This window comes from Vibrio sp. M60_M70 (assembly GCF_037162085.1).
Taxonomy (GTDB): Bacteria; Pseudomonadota; Gammaproteobacteria; order Enterobacterales; family Vibrionaceae; genus Vibrio; species Vibrio diabolicus.
In genome coordinates, this window is record NZ_JARLUL010000001.1 from 76,681 (window position 1) to 98,398 (window position 21,718).

Annotated in this window: 12 protein-coding genes, 4 tRNA genes and 3 rRNA genes; 12 read left to right on the forward strand and 7 right to left on the reverse strand. The window is 46.6% G+C overall.

The features are described from left to right. Position 1 precedes the first annotated feature (1 nt). The gene (gene fadB, locus P4S59_RS00385; RefSeq protein WP_337167854.1) at positions 2-2,173 is read right to left on the reverse strand and encodes a fatty acid oxidation complex subunit alpha FadB; all 2,172 of its coding nucleotides are present in this window, start codon (positions 2,171-2,173) and stop codon (positions 2-4) included. A 261-nt stretch (positions 2,174-2,434) separates the two neighbouring features. On the opposite strand from fadB, the gene P4S59_RS00390 reads away from it, so the two are divergent. The 10 genes from P4S59_RS00390 (at position 2,435) to rrf (ending at position 10,911) form a co-directional block, all read left to right on the forward strand. Next, on the forward strand, positions 2,435-3,058 hold the full coding sequence (locus P4S59_RS00390; RefSeq protein ID WP_074190073.1) for a YigZ family protein: 624 nt from the start codon (positions 2,435-2,437) through the stop codon (positions 3,056-3,058). Positions 3,059-3,104: 46 nt separating this feature from the next. Then, positions 3,105-4,562, forward strand: a complete 1,458-nt coding sequence (locus P4S59_RS00395; protein ID WP_006743175.1) for a TrkH family potassium uptake protein — start codon at positions 3,105-3,107, stop codon at positions 4,560-4,562. A gap of 9 nt (positions 4,563-4,571) precedes the next feature. After that, the gene (gene hemG / locus P4S59_RS00400; protein WP_048625583.1) at positions 4,572-5,099 is read left to right on the forward strand and encodes a menaquinone-dependent protoporphyrinogen IX dehydrogenase; all 528 of its coding nucleotides are present in this window, start codon (positions 4,572-4,574) and stop codon (positions 5,097-5,099) included. Between the two features lie 454 nt (positions 5,100-5,553). Further along, positions 5,554-7,106: ribosomal RNA gene (locus tag P4S59_RS00405) — 16S ribosomal RNA — on the forward strand. A gap of 90 nt (positions 7,107-7,196) precedes the next feature. After that, positions 7,197-7,272 (forward strand) — tRNA-Glu (locus tag P4S59_RS00410). A gap of 2 nt (positions 7,273-7,274) precedes the next feature. Beyond that, a tRNA-Lys gene (locus tag P4S59_RS00415) sits at positions 7,275-7,350 on the forward strand. A gap of 32 nt (positions 7,351-7,382) precedes the next feature. After that, positions 7,383-7,458 (forward strand) — tRNA-Ala (locus P4S59_RS00420). A gap of 14 nt (positions 7,459-7,472) precedes the next feature. Beyond that, positions 7,473-7,548: transfer RNA gene (locus P4S59_RS00425), tRNA-Val, on the forward strand. 262 nt (positions 7,549-7,810) lie between these two features. Continuing rightward, positions 7,811-10,701 (forward strand): 23S ribosomal RNA (locus P4S59_RS00430). Between the two features lie 93 nt (positions 10,702-10,794). Further along, positions 10,795-10,911, forward strand: a 5S ribosomal RNA gene (gene rrf / locus P4S59_RS00435). The 16S, 23S and 5S rRNA genes sit together here with 4 tRNA genes alongside, the layout of an rRNA operon. A gap of 95 nt (positions 10,912-11,006) precedes the next feature. On the opposite strand, the gene ilvY is transcribed toward rrf, so the two are convergent. Further along, positions 11,007-11,897: an HTH-type transcriptional activator IlvY gene (gene ilvY / locus P4S59_RS00440; protein WP_258688087.1), complete on the reverse strand. Its 891-nt coding sequence runs from the start codon at positions 11,895-11,897 to the stop codon at positions 11,007-11,009. A 142-nt stretch (positions 11,898-12,039) separates the two neighbouring features. Between ilvY and ilvC the strand changes: the two genes are divergently transcribed. Next, positions 12,040-13,524, forward strand: a complete 1,485-nt coding sequence (ilvC, locus tag P4S59_RS00445) for a ketol-acid reductoisomerase (protein ID WP_337167855.1) — start codon at positions 12,040-12,042, stop codon at positions 13,522-13,524. Between the two features lie 278 nt (positions 13,525-13,802). On the opposite strand, the gene ubiK is transcribed toward ilvC, so the two are convergent. From ubiK to P4S59_RS00465, 4 genes are all read right to left on the reverse strand, one after another. Next, positions 13,803-14,054: a ubiquinone biosynthesis accessory factor UbiK gene (ubiK, locus tag P4S59_RS00450; RefSeq protein ID WP_005398178.1), complete on the reverse strand. Its 252-nt coding sequence runs from the start codon at positions 14,052-14,054 to the stop codon at positions 13,803-13,805. Between the two features lie 131 nt (positions 14,055-14,185). Beyond that, a complete protein-coding gene (vmeD, locus tag P4S59_RS00455) occupies positions 14,186-17,308 on the reverse strand; it encodes a multidrug efflux RND transporter permease subunit VmeD (RefSeq protein WP_258507211.1) in 3,123 nt (1,040 codons plus the stop codon). Between the two features lie 12 nt (positions 17,309-17,320). After that, the gene (locus P4S59_RS00460) at positions 17,321-18,424 is read right to left on the reverse strand and encodes an efflux RND transporter periplasmic adaptor subunit (RefSeq protein WP_012841250.1); all 1,104 of its coding nucleotides are present in this window, start codon (positions 18,422-18,424) and stop codon (positions 17,321-17,323) included. Between the two features lie 18 nt (positions 18,425-18,442). Beyond that, positions 18,443-19,024, reverse strand: coding sequence for a TetR/AcrR family transcriptional regulator (locus P4S59_RS00465; protein ID WP_005398171.1), 582 nt, complete (start codon positions 19,022-19,024; stop codon positions 18,443-18,445). A gap of 168 nt (positions 19,025-19,192) precedes the next feature. On the opposite strand from P4S59_RS00465, the gene rep reads away from it, so the two are divergent. Further along, complete coding sequence (rep, locus tag P4S59_RS00470; RefSeq protein WP_005398170.1) at positions 19,193-21,208, forward strand: DNA helicase Rep; 2,016 nt, start codon at positions 19,193-19,195, stop codon at positions 21,206-21,208. A gap of 73 nt (positions 21,209-21,281) precedes the next feature. Here rep and P4S59_RS00475 read toward each other — a convergent pair whose 3' ends face one another. After that, positions 21,282-21,695: a c-type cytochrome gene (locus tag P4S59_RS00475; RefSeq protein WP_012841248.1), complete on the reverse strand. Its 414-nt coding sequence runs from the start codon at positions 21,693-21,695 to the stop codon at positions 21,282-21,284. Positions 21,696-21,718 lie beyond the last annotated feature (23 nt).

Here is a 21,718-nt window from a genome sequence, read left to right on the forward strand (position 1 = left end):
CTTAGATAGAACCTTGCTGTTGTGCACCGTAAAAGCTTTCACCTTTCGCCGCCATATCAATCAACATTTGCGGTACTTGGTACATCGCACCTAGCTCGGCGTGTTGTTTTGCCATTTCAACGTATTCAGCAATACCCACGCTGTCTAGATAGCGGAATACGCCACCGCGGAATGGAGGGAAACCAAGACCATAAACCAATGCCATGTCTGCTTCCTGCGGAGTCGCGATGATGCCTTCTTGTAGACACAGTACCACTTCGTTGATCATCGGAATCATCATACGTTGAATGATGGTCTCATCGTCAAAGTCCTGCTTATCGGCACAAACGTCAGCGAGCACCGGCAAGATATCTTCTGAGAAGGTTTTCTTCGGCTTACCTTTTTTATCTATGGTGTAGCTGTAGAAGCCATTACCATTTTTCTGACCATATTTGTCTGCTTCGAATAGTGCATCAATCGCATCACGACCTTGTTTACCCATACGCTCAGGGAAACCGTCAGCCATCACAGCTTGTGCGTGGTGCGCGGTATCAATGCCGACTACGTCAAGCAAGTACGCCGGTCCCATCGGCCAGCCAAACTTACGCTCCATGACTTTGTCGATTTTCGTAAAGTCAGCACCATCACGAAGTAGCATGCTGAAGCCGCCAAAGTATGGGAACAATACGCGGTTAACGAAGAACCCTGGGCAGTCATTAACGACAATTGGTGATTTGCCCATTTTCGCAGCATACGCCACAACACGATTGATGGTTTCATCAGAGGTGTGCTCACCACGGATAATCTCAACAAGAGGCATACGATGCACTGGGTTGAAGAAGTGCATACCACAGAAGTTTTCTGGGTGTTTTAGTGATTTTGCCAATAGGTTGATTGGAATCGTCGAGGTGTTTGAGGTGATAACGGTGTCGTCACCGACATGGGATTCAACTTCACTCAAAACTGCTGCTTTTACTTTCGGATTTTCAACGACAGCTTCAACAATCACATCAGAGTTTTCAATACCTGCGTAATATAGGCTCGGTGTGATTGACGCTAAAATACCCGCCATCTTAAAGCCATCAATGCGACCGCGAGATAAGCGTTTATTCAGCAGCTTAGATGCTTCAGTCATGCCTAGGTCGAGCGACGCTTGTGCGATGTCTTTCATTAAGACAGGCACACCTTTTAGCGCTGATTGGTAAGCAATGCCGCCACCCATGATACCTGCACCTAATACGGCTGCACGTTGCGTGTCTTTACTTGCTGACTTCGCTGCTTTTTTCGCAATGCCTTTGATGTATTGATCGTTAAGGAATAGGCCAACCAGTGATTTTGCTTCTTCCGATTTAGCTAATTTCACGAAGTGCTTACGTTCAATGTCTAACGCTTCATTACGTGCAAAGCGAGCACCTTCTTCAATCGTGATAACGGCTGTCATTGGGGCAGGGTAGTGAGGGCCAGCTTTCTGTGCCACTAGACCTTTCGCCATGGTGAAGCTCATCATCGATTCTAGCTTACTCAGCGTTAGAGGAGATGTTTTCTGTGCTCGGCGTGCTTGCCAGTCAAGTTTCTCATTAATTGCAGAGTTAAGAGTTTGTAGTGCCGATTCGTATAAAGCATCAGTCTCTACAACAGCATCGAGTAAGCCAATTTTCAATGCTTCATCAGCTCGGCATGCTTTACCTTGGGTGATGATTTCCATTGCGCTGTCTGCGCCAATAACGCGAGGTAAGCGTACACAACCACCAAAGCCTGGCATGATTCCCAGTTTCGTTTCTGGTAGGCCGATGCTGGTGGTTTTGTCACCAATACGCATGTCTGTTGCTAGTACACATTCACAACCGCCACCAAGAGCGTGGCCTTTGATCACTGAGATGGTCGGAACGGGTAAGTCTTCTAATTTGTTAAAGATGCTATTAGCAAATTGCAGCCATTGGTCGAGCTCGGCATCCGTTTTAGCAAACAGACCTAAAAACTCGGTAATGTCTGCGCCTACAATGAATGCGTCTTTATCTGAAGTGAGCAACAACCCCTTGAGGCCTTGATGGGCAATGAGCGCATCAAGAGCTTTATCTAGCGATTCCAATGTCGCTAGGTCGAGTTTGTTGACGGATTTTGGAGAGCAGAAGCTTAGCTCTGCAATACCATCTTGTATTTCCTTTACCTGTAGGGTTTCGGCTTGGTAAATCATTGTCTATCTCCATGACATACAATCGTGGATTGTCTGTATACCTATTTCAACGACGCCGTGTACCTCGGCAAATAGGTATCGAGGAAGTCGTTTTATTTTTGTTCTGGTTTGACCAGTAAAGTTAGTTTGGATCGTGGATTGTCTAATTTCAATACATTTTTTAAACAAGTGTTTAACATTGTGCGCTGTGGCAGATCTTATGCGACGGGTAAATCACACTCGTGATAGACTTCAGGCAAATAGACCTGAATCCATAATCCTATGAATGACAAGCCTTATCTGATTCCAGCAGAGCTCGCTCAATTTGAAGAAGAAATTAAAAAGAGCGTATTCATTACTTATTTGGCGCACACGCCAAGTATCGAAGCTGCAAAAGCATTTGTTGATCAAATCAAAGCTAAACACGCTGATGCTAGACATAACTGTTGGGGCTTTGTTGCTGGTCGCCCGGAAGATTCAATGAAATGGGGTTTTAGTGATGATGGGGAGCCATCCGGAACTGCAGGCAAACCGATCCTGGCGCAGCTGTCTGGATCTGGTGTGGGGGAGATCACGGCAGTGGTCACGCGATACTCTGGTGGAATCAAGTTAGGTACAGGCGGCTTGGTTAAAGCGTATGGGGGTGGAGTACAACAAGCGCTCAAGCTGCTTCAAACTATTGAGAAAAAAATAACCACAAAGCTCAGACTAACGTTAGACTATGGGTTTATGCCGATCGCACAGTCAATCATGCCGCAATTTGGTGCGATAGAAGTCGAGGCTGAATACAGCGATCAGGTCGTATTAGTGGTGGAAATTGAGCTTCGAGAAGTGAGCGCGTTTACCCAAGCAATCATCAATAAAAGCGGGGCAAAGGCAATTGTCACTCCGCTAGACGGACAATAATGAAAAACAGGAAGCAACAGGGACAGCTTCGCTAGTCAATTTATCCATGCAATTTCGTTCAATTATTCGAATCGTCGGGCTACTGCTCGCACTCTTTAGTGTCACTATGCTTGCGCCAGCACTCGTTGCGCTGATCTATCGAGATGGTGCAGGTGTGCCTTTTGTCACGACATTTTTTGTTCTGCTGTTTTGTGGGGCCGTTTGTTGGTACCCAAACCGCAGGTATAAGCACGAGCTTAAAGCTCGAGATGGCTTTCTTATTGTCGTCTTATTCTGGACAGTACTTGGCAGTGCAGGCTCGATCCCCTTTCTCATTGCTGACAACCCGAACGTCTCAGTCACAGATGCGTTTTTTGAATCGTTTTCTGCTCTCACTACGACCGGGGCGACCGTTATTGTTGGTTTGGATGAGTTACCTAAAGCGATTCTATTCTATCGACAGTTACTGCAGTGGTTCGGAGGTATGGGAATCATCGTATTAGCTGTGGCGATTTTGCCAGTACTTGGCATTGGTGGTATGCAGCTTTACCGCGCCGAGATCCCTGGTCCAGTCAAGGACACTAAAGTGACGCCGCGCATAGCAGAAACTGCTAAGGCGCTTTGGTACATCTATTTGAGCCTGACTATCGCCTGTGCATCGGCTTTTTGGTTAGCTGGTATGACGCCATTTGACGCCATCAGTCACAGCTTTTCCACCATTGCCATTGGTGGCTTTTCTACCCACGATGCCAGCATCGGATACTTTGATAGTTACGCGATTAACCTGATTACGGTGGTTTTTCTGCTTATATCTGCATGTAACTACACGCTGCACTTTGCTGCATTTGCATCAGGTGGCGTACATCCCAAGTATTACTGGAAAGATCCTGAGTTTCGCGCCTTCTTGTTTATTCAAGTGCTGCTATTTGTCATTTGCTTTCTATTATTACTGAAACATCACTCTTACACATCGACATACGATGCTTTCGATCAGGCACTTTTCCAAACCGTGTCAATTTCGACAACTGCGGGCTTTACGACGACAGGTTTTGCGGATTGGCCGCTCTTCTTACCTGTACTGCTATTGTTCTCCTCTTTTATCGGTGGTTGTGCTGGTTCAACAGGCGGCGGCATGAAAGTGATCCGTATCCTGCTTCTTACCTTACAAGGTGCGCGTGAACTAAAACGTTTAGTCCATCCACGCGCGGTTTACACCATCAAAGTAGGTGGCAGTGCCCTACCGCAACGTGTTGTCGATGCGGTTTGGGGTTTCTTCTCCGCGTACGCATTGGTATTTGTGGTTTGTATGTTGGGCTTGATTGCTACAGGGATGGACGAGCTCAGTGCATTCTCTGCGGTGGCTGCGACTCTGAACAACCTCGGTCCTGGCTTGGGAGAAGTGGCGCTTCACTTTGGTGATGTTAACGACAAAGCAAAATGGGTATTGATAGTTTCTATGCTGTTTGGTCGTTTGGAAATCTTTACCTTACTTATTCTACTTACGCCGACGTTTTGGCGTAGCTAAGGGGAAATCGTGGCAAAAGCATTATTTCTATACTCTTCCCGCGAAGGGCAGACTAAAAAAATTCTCCACTATATAGATGAACAACTTCCAGACTTCGATTGTGAGCTGGTGGATTTACATAATATCGAGACGATTGACTTCAGCCAATACGACAGAGTATTGATAGGCGCCTCTATTCGCTATGGCCATCTTAATAAAAAGCTATACCAGTTTATTGAGCGAAACCTCAATCAATTGGAGCAAAATAAAGTGGCATTTTTCTGCGTAAACCTAACCGCTCGTAAAGAGGACCAAGGAAAGGATACACCTGAAGGTAGTGCCTACATTCGCAAGTTCCTAATTAAGTCGCCTTGGAGACCAACGCTAATCGGTGTTTTTGCTGGTGCACTTTATTACCCACGTTACGGCTGGTTCGACAGAACTATGATTAGATTCATTATGTCGATGACAGGTGGCGAAACCGATACGACCAAAGAAGTGGAATACACCAATTGGGAAAAAGTGGCTCTTTTCGCAGATAAATTCAGAGAACTGTAGAAATAACGTGCTCTTTTGACCGCTTTTGATGCAAATTTATCCGAACGATAAAAAAATCAAAAAAAACGAGAAAAAGGGCTTGCCAATGTGATCGCAATCTCTATAATGCCACCTCGCTGACACGGCAACGCTTCGAAAGAAACGAAAGCCAAGTTAGCAAGCCAAATTAGCCAAGCGGAAACGCTTGAAGAAAGTTTGAAAAAAGTGATTGACACTAAACTTTAACTCGCTAAAATGGCCGTCCTGTTTTGAGCAAAGCTCAACAGGAAAGCTCTTTAACAATATAGACCTATCAATCTGTGTGGGCACTCGTTGATGATAATCCAATTAGATACCTCGGTATCAAATTAGGTTTCAATGAAACGAAGTGACCATTGAATCTTCGGATTCAGCACAGTCAATTCAAACATTACTTTATGTAATGTTCAGTATTCATTGAGCCGAACAAAATCTTAAATTGAAGAGTTTGATCATGGCTCAGATTGAACGCTGGCGGCAGGCCTAACACATGCAAGTCGAGCGGAAACGAGTTATCTGAACCTTCGGGGAACGATAACGGCGTCGAGCGGCGGACGGGTGAGTAATGCCTAGGAAATTGCCCTGATGTGGGGGATAACCATTGGAAACGATGGCTAATACCGCATGATGCCTACGGGCCAAAGAGGGGGACCTTCGGGCCTCTCGCGTCAGGATATGCCTAGGTGGGATTAGCTAGTTGGTGAGGTAAGGGCTCACCAAGGCAACGATCCCTAGCTGGTCTGAGAGGATGATCAGCCACACTGGAACTGAGACACGGTCCAGACTCCTACGGGAGGCAGCAGTGGGGAATATTGCACAATGGGCGCAAGCCTGATGCAGCCATGCCGCGTGTATGAAGAAGGCCTTCGGGTTGTAAAGTACTTTCAGTCGTGAGGAAGGTAGTGTAGTTAATAGCTGCATTGTTTGACGTTAGCGACAGAAGAAGCACCGGCTAACTCCGTGCCAGCAGCCGCGGTAATACGGAGGGTGCGAGCGTTAATCGGAATTACTGGGCGTAAAGCGCATGCAGGTGGTTTGTTAAGTCAGATGTGAAAGCCCGGGGCTCAACCTCGGAATAGCATTTGAAACTGGCAGACTAGAGTACTGTAGAGGGGGGTAGAATTTCAGGTGTAGCGGTGAAATGCGTAGAGATCTGAAGGAATACCGGTGGCGAAGGCGGCCCCCTGGACAGATACTGACACTCAGATGCGAAAGCGTGGGGAGCAAACAGGATTAGATACCCTGGTAGTCCACGCCGTAAACGATGTCTACTTGGAGGTTGTGGCCTTGAGCCGTGGCTTTCGGAGCTAACGCGTTAAGTAGACCGCCTGGGGAGTACGGTCGCAAGATTAAAACTCAAATGAATTGACGGGGGCCCGCACAAGCGGTGGAGCATGTGGTTTAATTCGATGCAACGCGAAGAACCTTACCTACTCTTGACATCCAGAGAACTTTCCAGAGATGGATTGGTGCCTTCGGGAACTCTGAGACAGGTGCTGCATGGCTGTCGTCAGCTCGTGTTGTGAAATGTTGGGTTAAGTCCCGCAACGAGCGCAACCCTTATCCTTGTTTGCCAGCGAGTAATGTCGGGAACTCCAGGGAGACTGCCGGTGATAAACCGGAGGAAGGTGGGGACGACGTCAAGTCATCATGGCCCTTACGAGTAGGGCTACACACGTGCTACAATGGCGCATACAGAGGGCGGCCAACTTGCGAAAGTGAGCGAATCCCAAAAAGTGCGTCGTAGTCCGGATTGGAGTCTGCAACTCGACTCCATGAAGTCGGAATCGCTAGTAATCGTGGATCAGAATGCCACGGTGAATACGTTCCCGGGCCTTGTACACACCGCCCGTCACACCATGGGAGTGGGCTGCAAAAGAAGTAGGTAGTTTAACCTTCGGGGGGACGCTTACCACTTTGTGGTTCATGACTGGGGTGAAGTCGTAACAAGGTAGCGCTAGGGGAACCTGGCGCTGGATCACCTCCTTAAACGATGATTATTGCGATGAGTGTTCACACAGATTGATACGGTTTATGAAGTTTAAGAGATAGAACATCCCCCAAGATGTTCAACTTAGTGTCCCGTTCGTCTAGAGGCCTAGGACACCGCCCTTTCACGGCGGTAACAGGGGTTCGACTCCCCTACGGGATACCATTGGGTCGTTAGCTCAGTTGGTAGAGCAGTTGACTTTTAATCAATTGGTCGCAGGTTCGAATCCTGCACGACCCACCATTCCTTCCATTAGGAATTAAAACTAAAAATATGGGGCTATAGCTCAGCTGGGAGAGCGCCTGCCTTGCACGCAGGAGGTCTGCGGTTCGATCCCGCATAGCTCCACCATATTTTGAAACAATGGGCGATTAGCTCAGTTGGGAGAGCACCTGCCTTACAAGCAGGGGGTCACTGGTTCGAGCCCGGTATCGCCCACCATCTTTAAGCGCATTCAATGAGTGCTTTTAAAAATGGTTTTCATCAGAAAATCTAGCTCTTTAACAATTTGGAAAGCTGACAAAACAACAATTTATTGTTGTTTGTAAAGTTCTCAAAGTATTCATTTATGAATACAACTAAAAACACATTCAAGTGTTCTTGGAATTTGAGTCCGGCAAAATCGATATGTCTCTCGCTCATTCAAATAATGAGAGACAACTTTGGTTGTTTAACTTCAATTCGAAACTCCTTCGGGTTGTATGGTTAAGTGACTAAGCGTACACGGTGGATGCCTTGGCAGTCAGAGGCGATGAAGGACGTATTAACTTGCGATAAGCCCAGATTAGGTAGTAAAAACCACTTGAGTCTGGGATTTCCGAATGGGGAAACCCACTTACATAAGTAAGTATCGTTATGTGAATACATAGCATAACGAGGCGAACCGGGGGAACTGAAACATCTAAGTACCCCGAGGAAAAGAAATCAACCGAGATTCCGAAAGTAGCGGCGAGCGAAATTGGACTAGCCCTTAAGCTTTATAGGCGTCAGGTGAACAAGCTGGAAAGCTTGGCGATACAGGGTGATAGCCCCGTAACTGACGACGCATATTCAGTGAAATCGAGTAGGGCGGGACACGTGATATCCTGTCTGAATATGGGGGGACCATCCTCCAAGGCTAAATACTACTGACTGACCGATAGTGAACCAGTACCGTGAGGGAAAGGCGAAAAGAACCCCTGTGAGGGGAGTGAAATAGAACCTGAAACCGTGTACGTACAAGCAGTAGGAGCAGGCTTTGTCCTGTGACTGCGTACCTTTTGTATAATGGGTCAGCGACTTATATTCAGTGGCAAGGTTAACCATCTAGGGGAGCCGTAGGGAAACCGAGTCTTAACTGGGCGTTCAGTCTCTGGATATAGACCCGAAACCAGGTGATCTAGCCATGGGCAGGTTGAAGGTTGAGTAACATCAACTGGAGGACCGAACCGACTAATGTTGAAAAATTAGCGGATGACTTGTGGCTAGGGGTGAAAGGCCAATCAAACCTGGAGATAGCTGGTTCTCCCCGAAAGCTATTTAGGTAGCGCCTCGGACGAATACTACTGGGGGTAGAGCACTGTTAAGGCTAGGGGGTCATCCCGACTTACCAACCCTTTGCAAACTCCGAATACCAGTAAGTACTATCCGGGAGACACACGGCGGGTGCTAACGTCCGTCGTGGAGAGGGAAACAACCCAGACCGCCAGCTAAGGTCCCAAATTACTACTAAGTGGGAAACGATGTGGGAAGGCTCAGACAGCCAGGATGTTGGCTTAGAAGCAGCCATCATTTAAAGAAAGCGTAATAGCTCACTGGTCGAGTCGGCCTGCGCGGAAGATGTAACGGGGCTAAGTAGTAAACCGAAGCTGCGGCAATATACTTTTGTATATTGGGTAGGGGAGCGTTCTGTAAGCGGTTGAAGGTGTGTGGTAACGCATGCTGGACGTATCAGAAGTGCGAATGCTGACATGAGTAACGATAAAGGGGGTGAAAAACCTCCTCGCCGGAAGACCAAGGGTTCCTGTCCAACGTTAATCGGGGCAGGGTAAGTCGACCCCTAAGGCGAGGCCGAAAGGCGTAGTCGATGGGAAACGGGTTAATATTCCCGTACTTCTTACAATTGCGATGGGGGGACGGAGAAGGCTAGGTGGGCCTGGCGACGGTTGTCCAGGTTCAAGTGCGTAGGCTTGAGAGTTAGGTAAATCCGGCTCTCTTTAAGGCTGAGACACGACGTCGAGCATCTACGGATGTGAAGTCATTGATGCCATGCTTCCAGGAAAAGCCTCTAAGCTTCAGATTGTAAGGAATCGTACCCCAAACCGACACAGGTGGTCGGGTAGAGAATACCAAGGCGCTTGAGAGAACTCGGGTGAAGGAACTAGGCAAAATGGTACCGTAACTTCGGGAGAAGGTACGCTCTCGACGGTGAAGTCCCTCGCGGATGGAGCTATTGAGAGTCGCAGATACCAGGTGGCTGCAACTGTTTATTAAAAACACAGCACTGTGCAAAATCGCAAGATGACGTATACGGTGTGACGCCTGCCCGGTGCCGGAAGGTTAATTGATGGGGTTAGACTTCGGTCGAAGCTCTTGATCGAAGCCCCGGTAAACGGCGGCCGTAACTATAACGGTCCTAAGGTAGCGAAATTCCTTGTCGGGTAAGTTCCGACCTGCACGAATGGCGTAATGATGGCCACGCTGTCTCCACCCGAGACTCAGTGAAATTGAAATCGCTGTGAAGATGCAGTGTACCCGCGGCTAGACGGAAAGACCCCGTGAACCTTTACTACAGCTTGGCACTGAACATTGACCCTACATGTGTAGGATAGGTGGGAGGCTTTGAAGCGCAGTCGCTAGATTGCGTGGAGCCGTCCTTGAAATACCACCCTTGTAGTGTTGATGTTCTAACGTCGACCCCTTATCGGGGTTGCGGACAGTGCCTGGTGGGTAGTTTGACTGGGGCGGTCTCCTCCCAAAGCGTAACGGAGGAGCACGAAGGTGGGCTAATCACGGTTGGACATCGTGAGGTTAGTGCAATGGCATAAGCCCGCTTGACTGCGAGAATGACAATTCGAGCAGGTGCGAAAGCAGGTCATAGTGATCCGGTGGTTCTGAATGGAAGGGCCATCGCTCAACGGATAAAAGGTACTCCGGGGATAACAGGCTGATACCGCCCAAGAGTTCATATCGACGGCGGTGTTTGGCACCTCGATGTCGGCTCATCACATCCTGGGGCTGAAGTCGGTCCCAAGGGTATGGCTGTTCGCCATTTAAAGTGGTACGCGAGCTGGGTTTAGAACGTCGTGAGACAGTTCGGTCCCTATCTGCCGTGGGCGTTGGAGAATTGAAAGGGGCTGCTCCTAGTACGAGAGGACCGGAGTGGACGAACCTCTGGTGTTCGGGTTGTGTCGCCAGACGCATTGCCCGGTAGCTAAGTTCGGGATCGATAACCGCTGAAAGCATCTAAGCGGGAAGCGAGCCTTGAGATGAGTTCTCCCTGATACTTTAAGTATCCTAAAGGGTTGTCGTAGACTACGACGTTGATAGGCAGGGTGTGTAAGCGTTGTGAGGCGTTGAGCTAACCTGTACTAATTGCCCGTGAGGCTTAACCATACAACACCCAAGGGGTTTTGATGGACTCAATGAAAGAACATTGAATGTGTAAGAACGAGAATTAAGAAACAGCTTTCCAGATTAAAGAATTTGCTTGGCGACCATAGCGTTTTGGACCCACCTGATTTCCATGCCGAACTCAGAAGTGAAACGAAATAGCGCCGATGGTAGTGTGGGGCTTCCCCATGTGAGAGTAGGACATCGCCAGGCTTTAAATTTGAAAAAGCCCACTCGAAAGAGTGGGCTTTTTTGCGTTTCTGGGTTTTGAAAATTACCTAAGCACTCAGAACTCAAAACATCTATCGTTAAGGTGTAATGTATTTACTCTCTGCCACTTTCCAAAAAGCCTTCACTAATGGATTCTCTAACTGATTTTTGTTGCAGCAGACACCAAGTTCAAAAGGCTTAATTGGCAACACTTTTAAGCGATTTATCTTCTCTCTCACCGGGCTATTGTTGATCACGACATCAGGTGCGATACCTACACCGCATCCTAGTGCAACCATACTTACGATGGCTTCATGCCCTGACGTTTGCGCGTAGATATTCGGCTTTATTTTCATTTGTTTGAGCCAAGTATTGGCTCTATCTCTTGCTGTCCCTGCTTCTGGGAGAATGAATGGAATGACTGACCAGTTTGGTCTTTCTTTTTGTAGCTCCTCCGCAAATGAACTCACGCCGACAGGAGCGATGACAGAAAGCGGTATTTCACTGATCGTTTCAAATGCGATTTTGCTTGGCATCTGCTCAGATTTGGCTGAGATGGCAATATCGGCTTCATCTGCTAAAATTTTGTCGATCGCTTGAGCTGGATCGCCGGTTGATAGCTTAAATTCGATAAAAGGATGCTGAAGACGAAAATCAGAGATTAACTCTGGCAGGTGGCTGTAGCTTGCAGTAACCGAACAAAATAGACGGATTTCTCCTTTCAATTCGTCCTCTGCTCCCTTTAGGTGACTTTGGTACTGTTGCCATTCGCCAAGAATTTTTAAGGCGACAGGAACCAGTTTTTTGCCTTGGCTCGTTAAATCAACGCTGCGATTGTCCCGCAAAAATAATTGTTGGCTAGTTTCTTCCTCTAGCTTTTGTATTTGTCTGCTCAAGGCTGAAGGACTCACATGCATCGCTGCTGCGGTCTTCGCGAAACTTTTACTCTCACACAGATGAATAAAAAGTTGCAGGCTTTTGATATTCATTAAATCTTCATTTCCATGTTGCATAAATTGCAATAACTAATTGTGAATATATCACTTTAAGCAATTTAATGTCTGTTTTAGTATGAAGTTATTCGGTAAGGCAATTACCGACCTCAATGGAAGAATCTCAAAGGAGCACCAGATGGCTAATTATTTCAATACCTTAAACTTGCGCGAGCAGTTGGACCAATTAGGTCGTTGTCGCTTTATGGACCGTAGTGAGTTTGCTTCAGAAGCGGATTACTTAAAAGGCAAAAAAGTGGTCATCGTAGGTTGTGGTGCTCAAGGTCTTAACCAAGGTCTGAATATGCGTGACTCTGGTCTAGACGTTGCTTATGCGCTTCGCCAAGCAGCGATTGATGAGCAACGCCAGTCATTCAAAAACGCAAAAGACAACGGTTTTGAGGTTGGTAGCTACGAAACGCTAATTCCACAAGCTGACCTAGTAGTAAACCTTACTCCAGATAAGCAGCACACAAACGTTGTTGAGACGATAATGCCGCTAATGAAAGAAGGCGCAGCGCTAGGTTACTCACACGGCTTCAACGTTGTTGAAGAGGGCATGCAAATCCGTAAAGACCTAACAGTAGTAATGGTTGCACCTAAGTGCCCGGGCACGGAAGTTCGTGAAGAGTACAAGCGTGGTTTCGGTGTTCCAACTCTTATCGCTGTTCACCCAGAGAACGACCCAAAAGGTGAAGGTTGGGATATCGCGAAAGCTTGGGCTGCAGCAACAGGTGGTCACCGTGCAGGCTGTCTAGAGTCTTCTTTTGTTGCTGAGGTGAAATCTGACCTAATGGGTGAGCAAACTATCCTTTGTGGCATGCTACAGGCTGGCTCTATCGTATGTTACGAGAAGATGATTGCTGATGGTATCGATCCTGGCTACGCAGGTAAGCTTCTTCAATACGGTTGGGAAACCATCACTGAAGCACTGAAGTTTGGTGGTATCACTCACATGATGGATCGCCTAACGAACCCTGCAAAAGTGAAAGCATTTGAACTTTCTGAAGAGCTAAAAGAGCTGATGCGTCCGCTATACAACAAGCACATGGACGATATCATTACAGGTCAGTTCTCTAGCACTATGATGGCTGACTGGGAAAACGACGATGCGAACCTACTAGGCTGGCGTGCAGAAACGGGTGAAACTGCTTTCGAAAACTACCCAGAAACTGACGTAGAAATCTCTGAGCAAGAGTACTTCGATAACGGTATCCTGATGGTTGCTATGGTTCGTGCGGGTGTTGAGCTAGCATTCGAAGCAATGACGGCATCTGGCATCATCGATGAGTCTGCTTACTACGAGTCTCTACACGAGCTGCCACTTATCGCAAACACTATCGCACGTAAGCGTTTATACGAGATGAACGTGGTTATCTCCGATACGGCTGAATATGGTAACTACCTATTTGCTAATGTAGCAACGCCGCTACTGCGTGAAAAATTCATGCCTTCTGTTAGTACAGACGTCATTGGTAAAGGTCTAGGTGAAACGTCTAACCAAGTGGATAACGCAACTCTTATCGCTGTGAATGAAACAATCCGCAACCACCCTGTAGAATACATCGGTGAAGAACTACGTGGTTACATGACTGATATGAAGCGTATCGCGGTGGGCGGCTAAATTACTGGCCTTAAGGTTCCATTTCGGTGTCGAAGGTGCTCGTTTACTATCGTAAAGTCCGCGCCTTCTCCTAGAAATGAAACCTTAATACTGCGTAATTTACTTAGTCTCAAGTAACGCAGTAGATAAACTCCAGGCAGACTGGAGTGATAAATACAAAATAAAACACAACATTTAATCAAAAAGCTTGGTCGCCGTTGACCAAGCCTTTTTGTTTTTAGCCGATTTATCTGCGCGCCGATAAGAAAAACGCTCCTTTGTGAGGAGCGTTTTAACACTTATTTTTCTGCAAGCTTCTCTTCAAGCTCCGCCAATTTCTGTTCCATTTCTGTCAGTTTTTGACGCGTGCGCAGTAAAACTTGAGTTTGAACATCAAACTCTTCGCGGCTTACTACATCTAGCTTATTCAGTTGGCCTTGGATTACTTGGCGAACCTTCTGATCAACATCAGAGCCTAACTCTTTTACAGGTTGAGGCATTGAGTCGTGAATCTGTTTAGCAATTTGCTCTAATTTCTTTGGGTCAAACATAGTGGCTAAAACTCCTTTTGATTTGTCCTCATTTTAAGTAAATGATACGTGAAAGTCGCCATTTAGATGGCAAAAAAGAGAGCGGCAATAAAAAAGGTCACCGAAGTGACCTTTTTGAATGCCTTAAAAGCTTATCTGTTATCCGCTAATTCACGGTGGGCTGCTTTCGCTTCATCAACTCGTGCCAATTTCTCCAAGTCTTTGTCTTCAACAAATACTGGCAGTGGTTTGTGTTTTTCTGCTAGGTAGCTGTAAATCACAGGTAGTACGAATAGTGTGAACAATGTACCAATTGCTAGACCAGCAACGATGACGATACCGATACTGAAACGTTGCGCGGCACCTGCACCTGTTGCGTACATCAGCGGGATAAGACCTGCGATCATCGCTGCAGTTGTCATTAGGATAGGGCGAAGACGCACTTTCGCAGCCTCCATCACCGCATCGATACGAGACAGTTTATTATGTAACTGCTCTTCTTTGGCTACTTCACAGATCAAGATACCATGCTTGGTGATCAGGCCGACCAGCGTGATCAAACCAACCTGCGAGTAGATGTTCATCGAGGCCGTACCCCACGCCAACGCGATCAAGGCACCACATATTGCTAGCGGTACAGATACCATGATGACAATAGGGTCGCGGAGTGATTCAAATTGAATCGCCAGAACGAGGAAGATGATCGCAAGTGCAAGACCAAAGGTTGCATACAAGGCACTACCTTCCGTTACAAACTGACGAGATTCGCCCATGTAATCGTGGTTATAGCCTGCAGGCAGTTTGGTTTGTGCGATGTCTTCAAACCAATTAACTGCATCTCCCATCGAGACACCAGGGCCAGTAACTGCACCTACAGTCGCTGAGTTTAACTGGTTGAAGTGTGGCAAAGAGCGAGGCTCGGCCACCACATCGATGGTAATCAGACTACCTAATGGAACCGCTTTACCATCTACAGAGCGTACATAGTAGTTCTTCATCGATTCTGGGTTTAGACGCCATTTACGCTCAACCTGAGGAATTACCTCATAAGAACGGCCATTTAGGTCGATACGGTTTACATAGCCATCTGCCATCATCGTACTGAGGGTGATACCTATGTCTTGCATAGTCACACCGTAGGCACCCGCTTTGTCTTTATCGATCTTGATCTTCATCGTTGCAGAATCATATTTCAGATCCAGATCGGAATAGACAAACATTGGACTGCTTGCTACTTCTGACAGAATGTCATTTGCAACGGTAAACAAACTTTCAAAGTTGTTTGGTGTTGTAATTACGAACTGTACAGGAAGGCCTGAACCAGCACCTGGTAGCTCCGGCATTTCGTAGGCAGCAATAGACATTCCCGGAATGCTCGAAACAAGCCCACCAACACGCTGTTTGATTTCTGCTTGGCTCGCTTCTCGTTCGCCCCATGGTTTGAGTGTAGCTAAACCAAACGCTTGATTAGAATCCGGAACACCGTTAAATACCTGAGCGTATTCTACTTCTGGTTGATCAGAGAGAATCTTATTCACATCATCCATGGTGTTTTGGATGTAGTCCAAATTCGAATTCGATGGTGCGGTCCCTATGAGCACAACAACACCTTTATCTTCAGAAGGAGCTAGTTCACTAGGAATAAACTTGAATAAAACAGGTAGGCTTGCAAATACAATAATGGCAAATACGATCACCACTGGTCGGCTCGCCATTACTGCTTTTAACATATTTGCGTAGCGATTAGTCATGCCATCAAGGATATGGTGAACTTTTTGCTCAAACTTGCTCGGCTTTTCGTTCGCCTTCAGCATCTTTGAACACATCATAGGTGATAGCGTTAAAGCGATGATACCGGACACAAATACCGAACCTGCTAGCGTTAAAGCGAACTCTTTGAACAACGAGCCCGTAATACCGCCCATCAACGCGATTGGTGCGTATACCGCACCTAGCGTTAATGTCATCGCAATAACTGGCACAGCAATTTCGCGCGTACCAATGATTGCTGCACGGAATGGTGACTCGCCTTCTTTGATATGACGGTCCACGTTTTCTAGCACCACGATCGCGTCATCCACCACCAGGCCGATGGCAAGTACCATCGCTAGTAGTGTCATTAAGTTCCAAGAGAAGCCCATTGCCTGCATAACCATCGCCACACCAATCAAAGAGAGTGGAATAGTGACGATAGGAATGATGACCGCACGGAACGAACCTAGGAACAGTGTGATCACTACAAGTACGATAATTGCCGCTTCAAGAATCGTTTTCACTACTTCGTGAATTGACTCGTTGATCGCAATGGTAGAGTCGTACATCACGTTCATTTTGATGTTACTTGGTAAGTTGCGCTCAAGTTGAGGTAATAATTCAAGCACATCAGCAGCGATGTTGATTGGGTTGGCACTTGGCGCGGCGTTGATTGCAGCAACCACAGCTTCTTGGCCGTTTGCACTTGCACGGTAAACGTCGTGACTCTTCTCAAGTGTTACCTTGGCGATATCACCTAAGCGAATAACGTCCCCTTCACCCGTTTTTACGACCAACGCTTCAAGTTCAGCAACGTTTGATACCTGAGTATCCGCGCTACCGTTATAAAGCACGAACTCACCCGTCGCTTGACCCGTCGCAGATTGGTAGTTGTTGGCGTTAAGAACGCTCATCACATCCGTTGCAGTCAGCTTTAACGCGCCCATTTTTGCTGGATCTAGCCATACGCGCAGCGCGTATTTCATACCACCGTAAAGGTCAACTTTTGATACACCATTTACAGTGAATAGCTGTGGGTTGATTACACGCTCAAGGTAGTCGGTGATCTGGCTGGAAGACAACTCGTCACTGGTAAAACCAATATACAATACCGCGGTAGTAGAACCGGTCGACATCGTTACGGTCGGGTCTTCGGCTTCTTTTGGAAGCTGGGAACGTACCGAGTTAGTTTTCGCTAAGATGTCAGCCAATGCCGCGTTTGGGTCGGTATTCAACTTCATGTTGACAGTAATGGTTGATTTACCTAACACCGATTGCGAGGTCATATAATCAATATTATCGGCTTGCGCCACCGCTTGCTCCAATGGCTGAGTAATAAAGCCCTGGATCAAGTTGGCACTTGCACCGTAGTAACTGGTGGTCACAGTGACCACTGTATTCGTCATTTCAGGGTATTCACGAACTTGCATTTTGAACACGGCTTGCAAACCAAGCAATGCAATCAAAAAACTGATCGATACCGCTAAAACTGGACGTTTTATAAAAACATCTGTAAAGCGCATGATGCCTCCAACTTAAAGCATTGGTGTTTCAGCAGGTGGGGTAGTTGCATCGCTTTCGACAATGCTTACTTTTGCGTGGTTACTTAAACGGACTTGACCCGATGTCACCACTACATCACCTGGCTTCACGCCTTCTAGAATGTGTGCGATATCTTTAGAGCGTTCGCCAACTTTTACCACATGCTGCTTAACGCGTTTCTCGCCATCTTCTTCCGTTACGATGTAAACATTGTCGCCGTATAGCGTAAACGTGATCGCAGTTTGAGGCAGAGTGACCTGATTTTCTAATTTAGGCAGAATGATGTTTGCACGTGCGAACATACCACTACGCAGTTTGCCATCACTGTTAGGGATATCTGCTTGAACCTGAATCAAGCCACTTTGTACATTAACCGCAGGCTCAATCGCAGAAATTGAACCTTTGAAAGGCTGTTCTGGGTAGGCATCCACGAAGATATCCACTTCTTGGTCGATGTTGATACGTGAGATATCGGTTTGCGGCACGGTAAAGCGTAAGCGCATCACGCTGGTGTCTTCCAGGCGAACAATATCAGTACCCGCTTGTAGGTACTGACCTAGGTACACGTTACGAATACCTACCACACCATCAAATGGCGCTTTGATTTCGCGTCGGTCGATGGTCGCTTTCAAGCTTTCAATGTCCGCTTTTAAGGAGAAGTAGTTCGCTTCTGCTTCGTCATACGCTTCTTTAGAAATAGAGCCTTTTTTAAATAGCCCTTGGTAGCGTTTGTATTTCGCTTCTGCTGCTGGCAACTTGGCTTGCGAGCTCTTTAAATTCGCTTTCTCAACGTCAGAGTCAAGCAGTACTAATGGCTGGCCTGCTTTGACTTGAGTACCGGAATCAAATGCGATTTTGTCGATAACACCGCTAGTTTCATTAGCAACGGTAACCCCTTGGTTTGGTTCAATAAAGCCAATTGCCTCTATAGCAGGAACCCAATCAACCGCTTGTACTTCAGTTACGGTTACTGGGAATGCTGGTTCAGGGCGATTGGCAAACTGCTCCATTTTGTCTTTGATATCAATTAGCCTGTATGTCACAACACTACCAAAAAGTAATAAAACAATTGATAGCATCAAAATCCACTTTTTCATTCTATTAAGAACTCCAAGTTAGTGTTTAATAATTGCATCCCAACTGGCTTCGATAGCAGCTTCTAATGCCGCCTTATCCAGCTGATAAAATCCCAAAGCGTGTTTCCTAGCAAGCGCAACACTTGCCTCAAAACTCAATCCAGAAAGTACTTCGTTATCGAGAGGTTTAAATACGCCCTCTTCTTTCCCCTGATTAAAAAGAAGATCTACTTGGGCAAACATTTGTCTTTCAAGTTCCCGAGCTTTGCTACTATTTGAACAGGGTAGAGACTCATATTGAACTCGATTGCTGAGCGCATTTAAATTCGAGCTCGCTAGATTCCAAATATTGAGCCACATGGTTCGATATCGCTGTTTTAAAGGCATCTCTTCACTCACGCCCAGTTGCACAGCCGTAGCGACGCGCTTTGCAACGTTAAGGCGTAACTCCTCCAAAAGATGTTCTTTATCTGAGAAATAACGATAAATCGTTCCTGCTGCGACACCTGCTTCATTGGCGAGCTTTTGCATGGAAAGCCCTTGAAAGCCCGATTCAGCAATGAGTTGCTCTGCAGCGACTAAGATTTGTTCTCGCTTATCTACAGCAGGGTTATCCTTCATAATCCTACCACTAGTGAATGAACGTTCATTCATTATAGCTCAAATACCCGCCTTTTATGCAACAGAATGTTGCGCTTGTTGGTATGAAAATTACAAGAAATCAGCGTAGCTTTCACGAGGCCACCCCTTTATCATAGGCGCCACATTTATCACCCGCAGAGAATTTCTATGAAGCTGAACCCTAGTCAAGATGAAGCCGTGAAATACGTGTCTGGTCCATGCCTAGTGCTAGCTGGTGCTGGCTCGGGCAAAACTCGTGTTATTACCAATAAAATCGCTTATCTGGTTCAGCAATGTGGCTACAAAGCGCGTAATATTGCAGCGGTGACGTTTACCAACAAAGCGGCGCGTGAAATGAAAGAACGTGTCGGCCAAACGTTGGGGAAAGCCGAGTCTAAAGGTTTGATGGTATCAACGTTCCACACCTTGGGATTAAACATCATCAAACGCGAATACAAGCATTTAGGGTTGAAAGCGGGCTTTTCACTGTTTGATGACCAAGACCAACTGGCGCTACTCAAGGAACTTACCGAAAAGCAGCTTGATGGTGATAAAGATCTGCTACGTCAGCTTCTGAGTTGTATTTCCAACTGGAAAAACGACATGTTGACGCCAGAGCAAGCCAAAGCGCGTGCGCAAGGTGAGCAGCAACAATTGTTTGCGTTCTGCTTTGATATGTACCAAAAGCAAATGAAAGCCTATAACGCGCTCGATTTTGATGACCTAATTTTGATGCCCGTCTTACTCTTGCGCAATCATGAAGACGTTCGTCAACGTTGGCAGAACCGTATCCGCTATCTGTTGGTCGATGAGTACCAAGATACCAACACGAGTCAATATGAGTTGGTGAAATTAATCGTCGGTGAACGTGGGCGATTGACGGTCGTAGGAGATGATGACCAGTCCATTTATTCATGGCGTGGTGCAAAGCCTCAGAACCTAGTCTTGCTGGGTGAAGATTACCCGAATTTGCGATTGATTAAGTTGGAGCAAAACTACCGCTCTACGAGTCGAATCCTGCGTGCGGCCAACATTTTGATAGCCAACAACCCTCACGTCTATGAGAAGTCCTTATTTTCAGAAATTCCTGACGGTGAAAAACTCAAAGTGTTGTTGGCTAAAAATGAAGAGCACGAGGCTGAGCGTGTCACGGGGGAGTTGATTGCACACAAATTCTTGAATCGAACCGACTATCGTGATTACGCAATTTTGTACCGTGGTAACCACCAATCGCGCTTAATTGAAAAGTCTCTGATGCAAAACCGTGTGCCTTATAAAATTTCTGGTGGCACCTCGTTTTTTGCACGCGCAGAAATTAAAGACATCATGGCGTATTTGCGTGTTTTGGTTAATCCAGATGACGACAATGCATTCTTACGTATTGTGAATACACCACGACGTGAAATTGGCCCAGTAACGTTAGAAAAGCTAGGCAGTTATGCCAATATGCGTGGGAAGAGCCTGTTTGAGTCGAGTTTTGAAATGGGGCTCGAACAACACTTAACGGGACGCGGCCTGGAAAACTTACGTCGTTTCACCCAATGGTTAGTGGCGATTGCTGACCAAGCTGAGCGTGGTGATACCGTCGAAGCGGTTCGTTCGCTAGTTCGCGATATCCATTATGAAGATTGGCTATACGAAACTTCAGCAAGCCCGAAAGCCGCTGAAATGCGAATGAAGAACGTTTCTGATCTTTACTCGTGGATAGTGGCGGACCTAGAAGGTGACAACTACGATCAAGAAGAGAAAACGTTAAAAGAAGTCGTTCAACGTTTGACCTTGCGTGACATGATGGAACGTGGCGAAGAAGATGAAGACAGCGATGCAGTACAACTGATGACGCTGCATGCATCAAAAGGCCTTGAGTTCCCATATGTATACTTAATTGGGTCTGAAGAAGGTATTTTACCGCACCAAACCAGTATTGATGAAGACAACGTCGAAGAAGAGCGTCGTCTGATGTATGTTGGCATTACCCGTGCGCAGCGTGAACTGACTTTCACTATGTGCAAAGAGCGTCGACAGTTCGGCGAGTTGATAAAACCGACTCAAAGCCGATTTTTGGATGAGTTGCCATTTGATGACGTTGAATGGGAAGTAAACAAAAAGCCAGTATCAGCAGAAGAGCGTATGGCGAAAGGTCAGGCACACATTGCCAATATTCGAGCAATGTTTAAGAAATAGAGTAACCTTGTGCTCACTGACTAAAAATAAAAAGGCTTGCCAGTTGGCAAGCCTTTTTCGTTAATGTCTTTACTTATAGACCTTCAATCATGTGGTCGATTGCTGCGATGATTTCATCGTCAGAACAGTCCATACAGGTTCCTTTGGCAGGCATCGCATTGAAGCCTTCTAACGCGTGCTTCACTAACGTCTCTTTGCCTTGTGCAATACGCGGTGCCCAGTCATCGGCATTACCTGTTTTAGGTGCGCCGTTTACGCCAGATGCGTGACAAGCAATACAAAAAGTACCATAAACTGTGGCGCCATCACGTGGACCGGTTGGTTCTTCTTTCACTGGCTCAGAGCCCGCTAGATAAACATCACCGACAGGTTGGATGCGTTCTGCGATCGCATCGTATTCAGTTTGGCTGATGTCAGAAGCTAAAGCTGCCGTAGAAAACGTTAAGGCAGCGAACAAAACGCTAATCATTTGTCGAGACATATCCATTAAACCCACTTCACATTCCCGAG

Coding starts and splice junctions, on each gene's coding strand:
- vmeD (WP_258507211.1), bottom strand. CDS start 17,308: ATGCGCTTTACAGATGTTTTTATAAAACGTCCAGTTTTAGCGGTATCG.
- P4S59_RS00460 (WP_012841250.1), bottom strand. CDS start 18,424: ATGAAAAAGTGGATTTTGATGCTATCAATTGTTTTATTACTTTTTGGT.
- rep (WP_005398170.1), top strand. CDS start 19,193: ATGAAGCTGAACCCTAGTCAAGATGAAGCCGTGAAATACGTGTCTGGT.
- P4S59_RS00390 (WP_074190073.1), top strand. CDS start 2,435: ATGAATGACAAGCCTTATCTGATTCCAGCAGAGCTCGCTCAATTTGAA.
- ilvC (WP_337167855.1), top strand. CDS start 12,040: ATGGCTAATTATTTCAATACCTTAAACTTGCGCGAGCAGTTGGACCAA.
- P4S59_RS00465 (WP_005398171.1), bottom strand. CDS start 19,024: ATGAAGGATAACCCTGCTGTAGATAAGCGAGAACAAATCTTAGTCGCT.
- P4S59_RS00475 (WP_012841248.1), bottom strand. CDS start 21,695: ATGGATATGTCTCGACAAATGATTAGCGTTTTGTTCGCTGCCTTAACG.
- ilvY (WP_258688087.1), bottom strand. CDS start 11,897: ATGAATATCAAAAGCCTGCAACTTTTTATTCATCTGTGTGAGAGTAAA.
- ubiK (WP_005398178.1), bottom strand. CDS start 14,054: ATGTTTGACCCAAAGAAATTAGAGCAAATTGCTAAACAGATTCACGAC.
- fadB (WP_337167854.1), bottom strand. CDS start 2,173: ATGATTTACCAAGCCGAAACCCTACAGGTAAAGGAAATACAAGATGGT.
- P4S59_RS00395 (WP_006743175.1), top strand. CDS start 3,105: ATGCAATTTCGTTCAATTATTCGAATCGTCGGGCTACTGCTCGCACTC.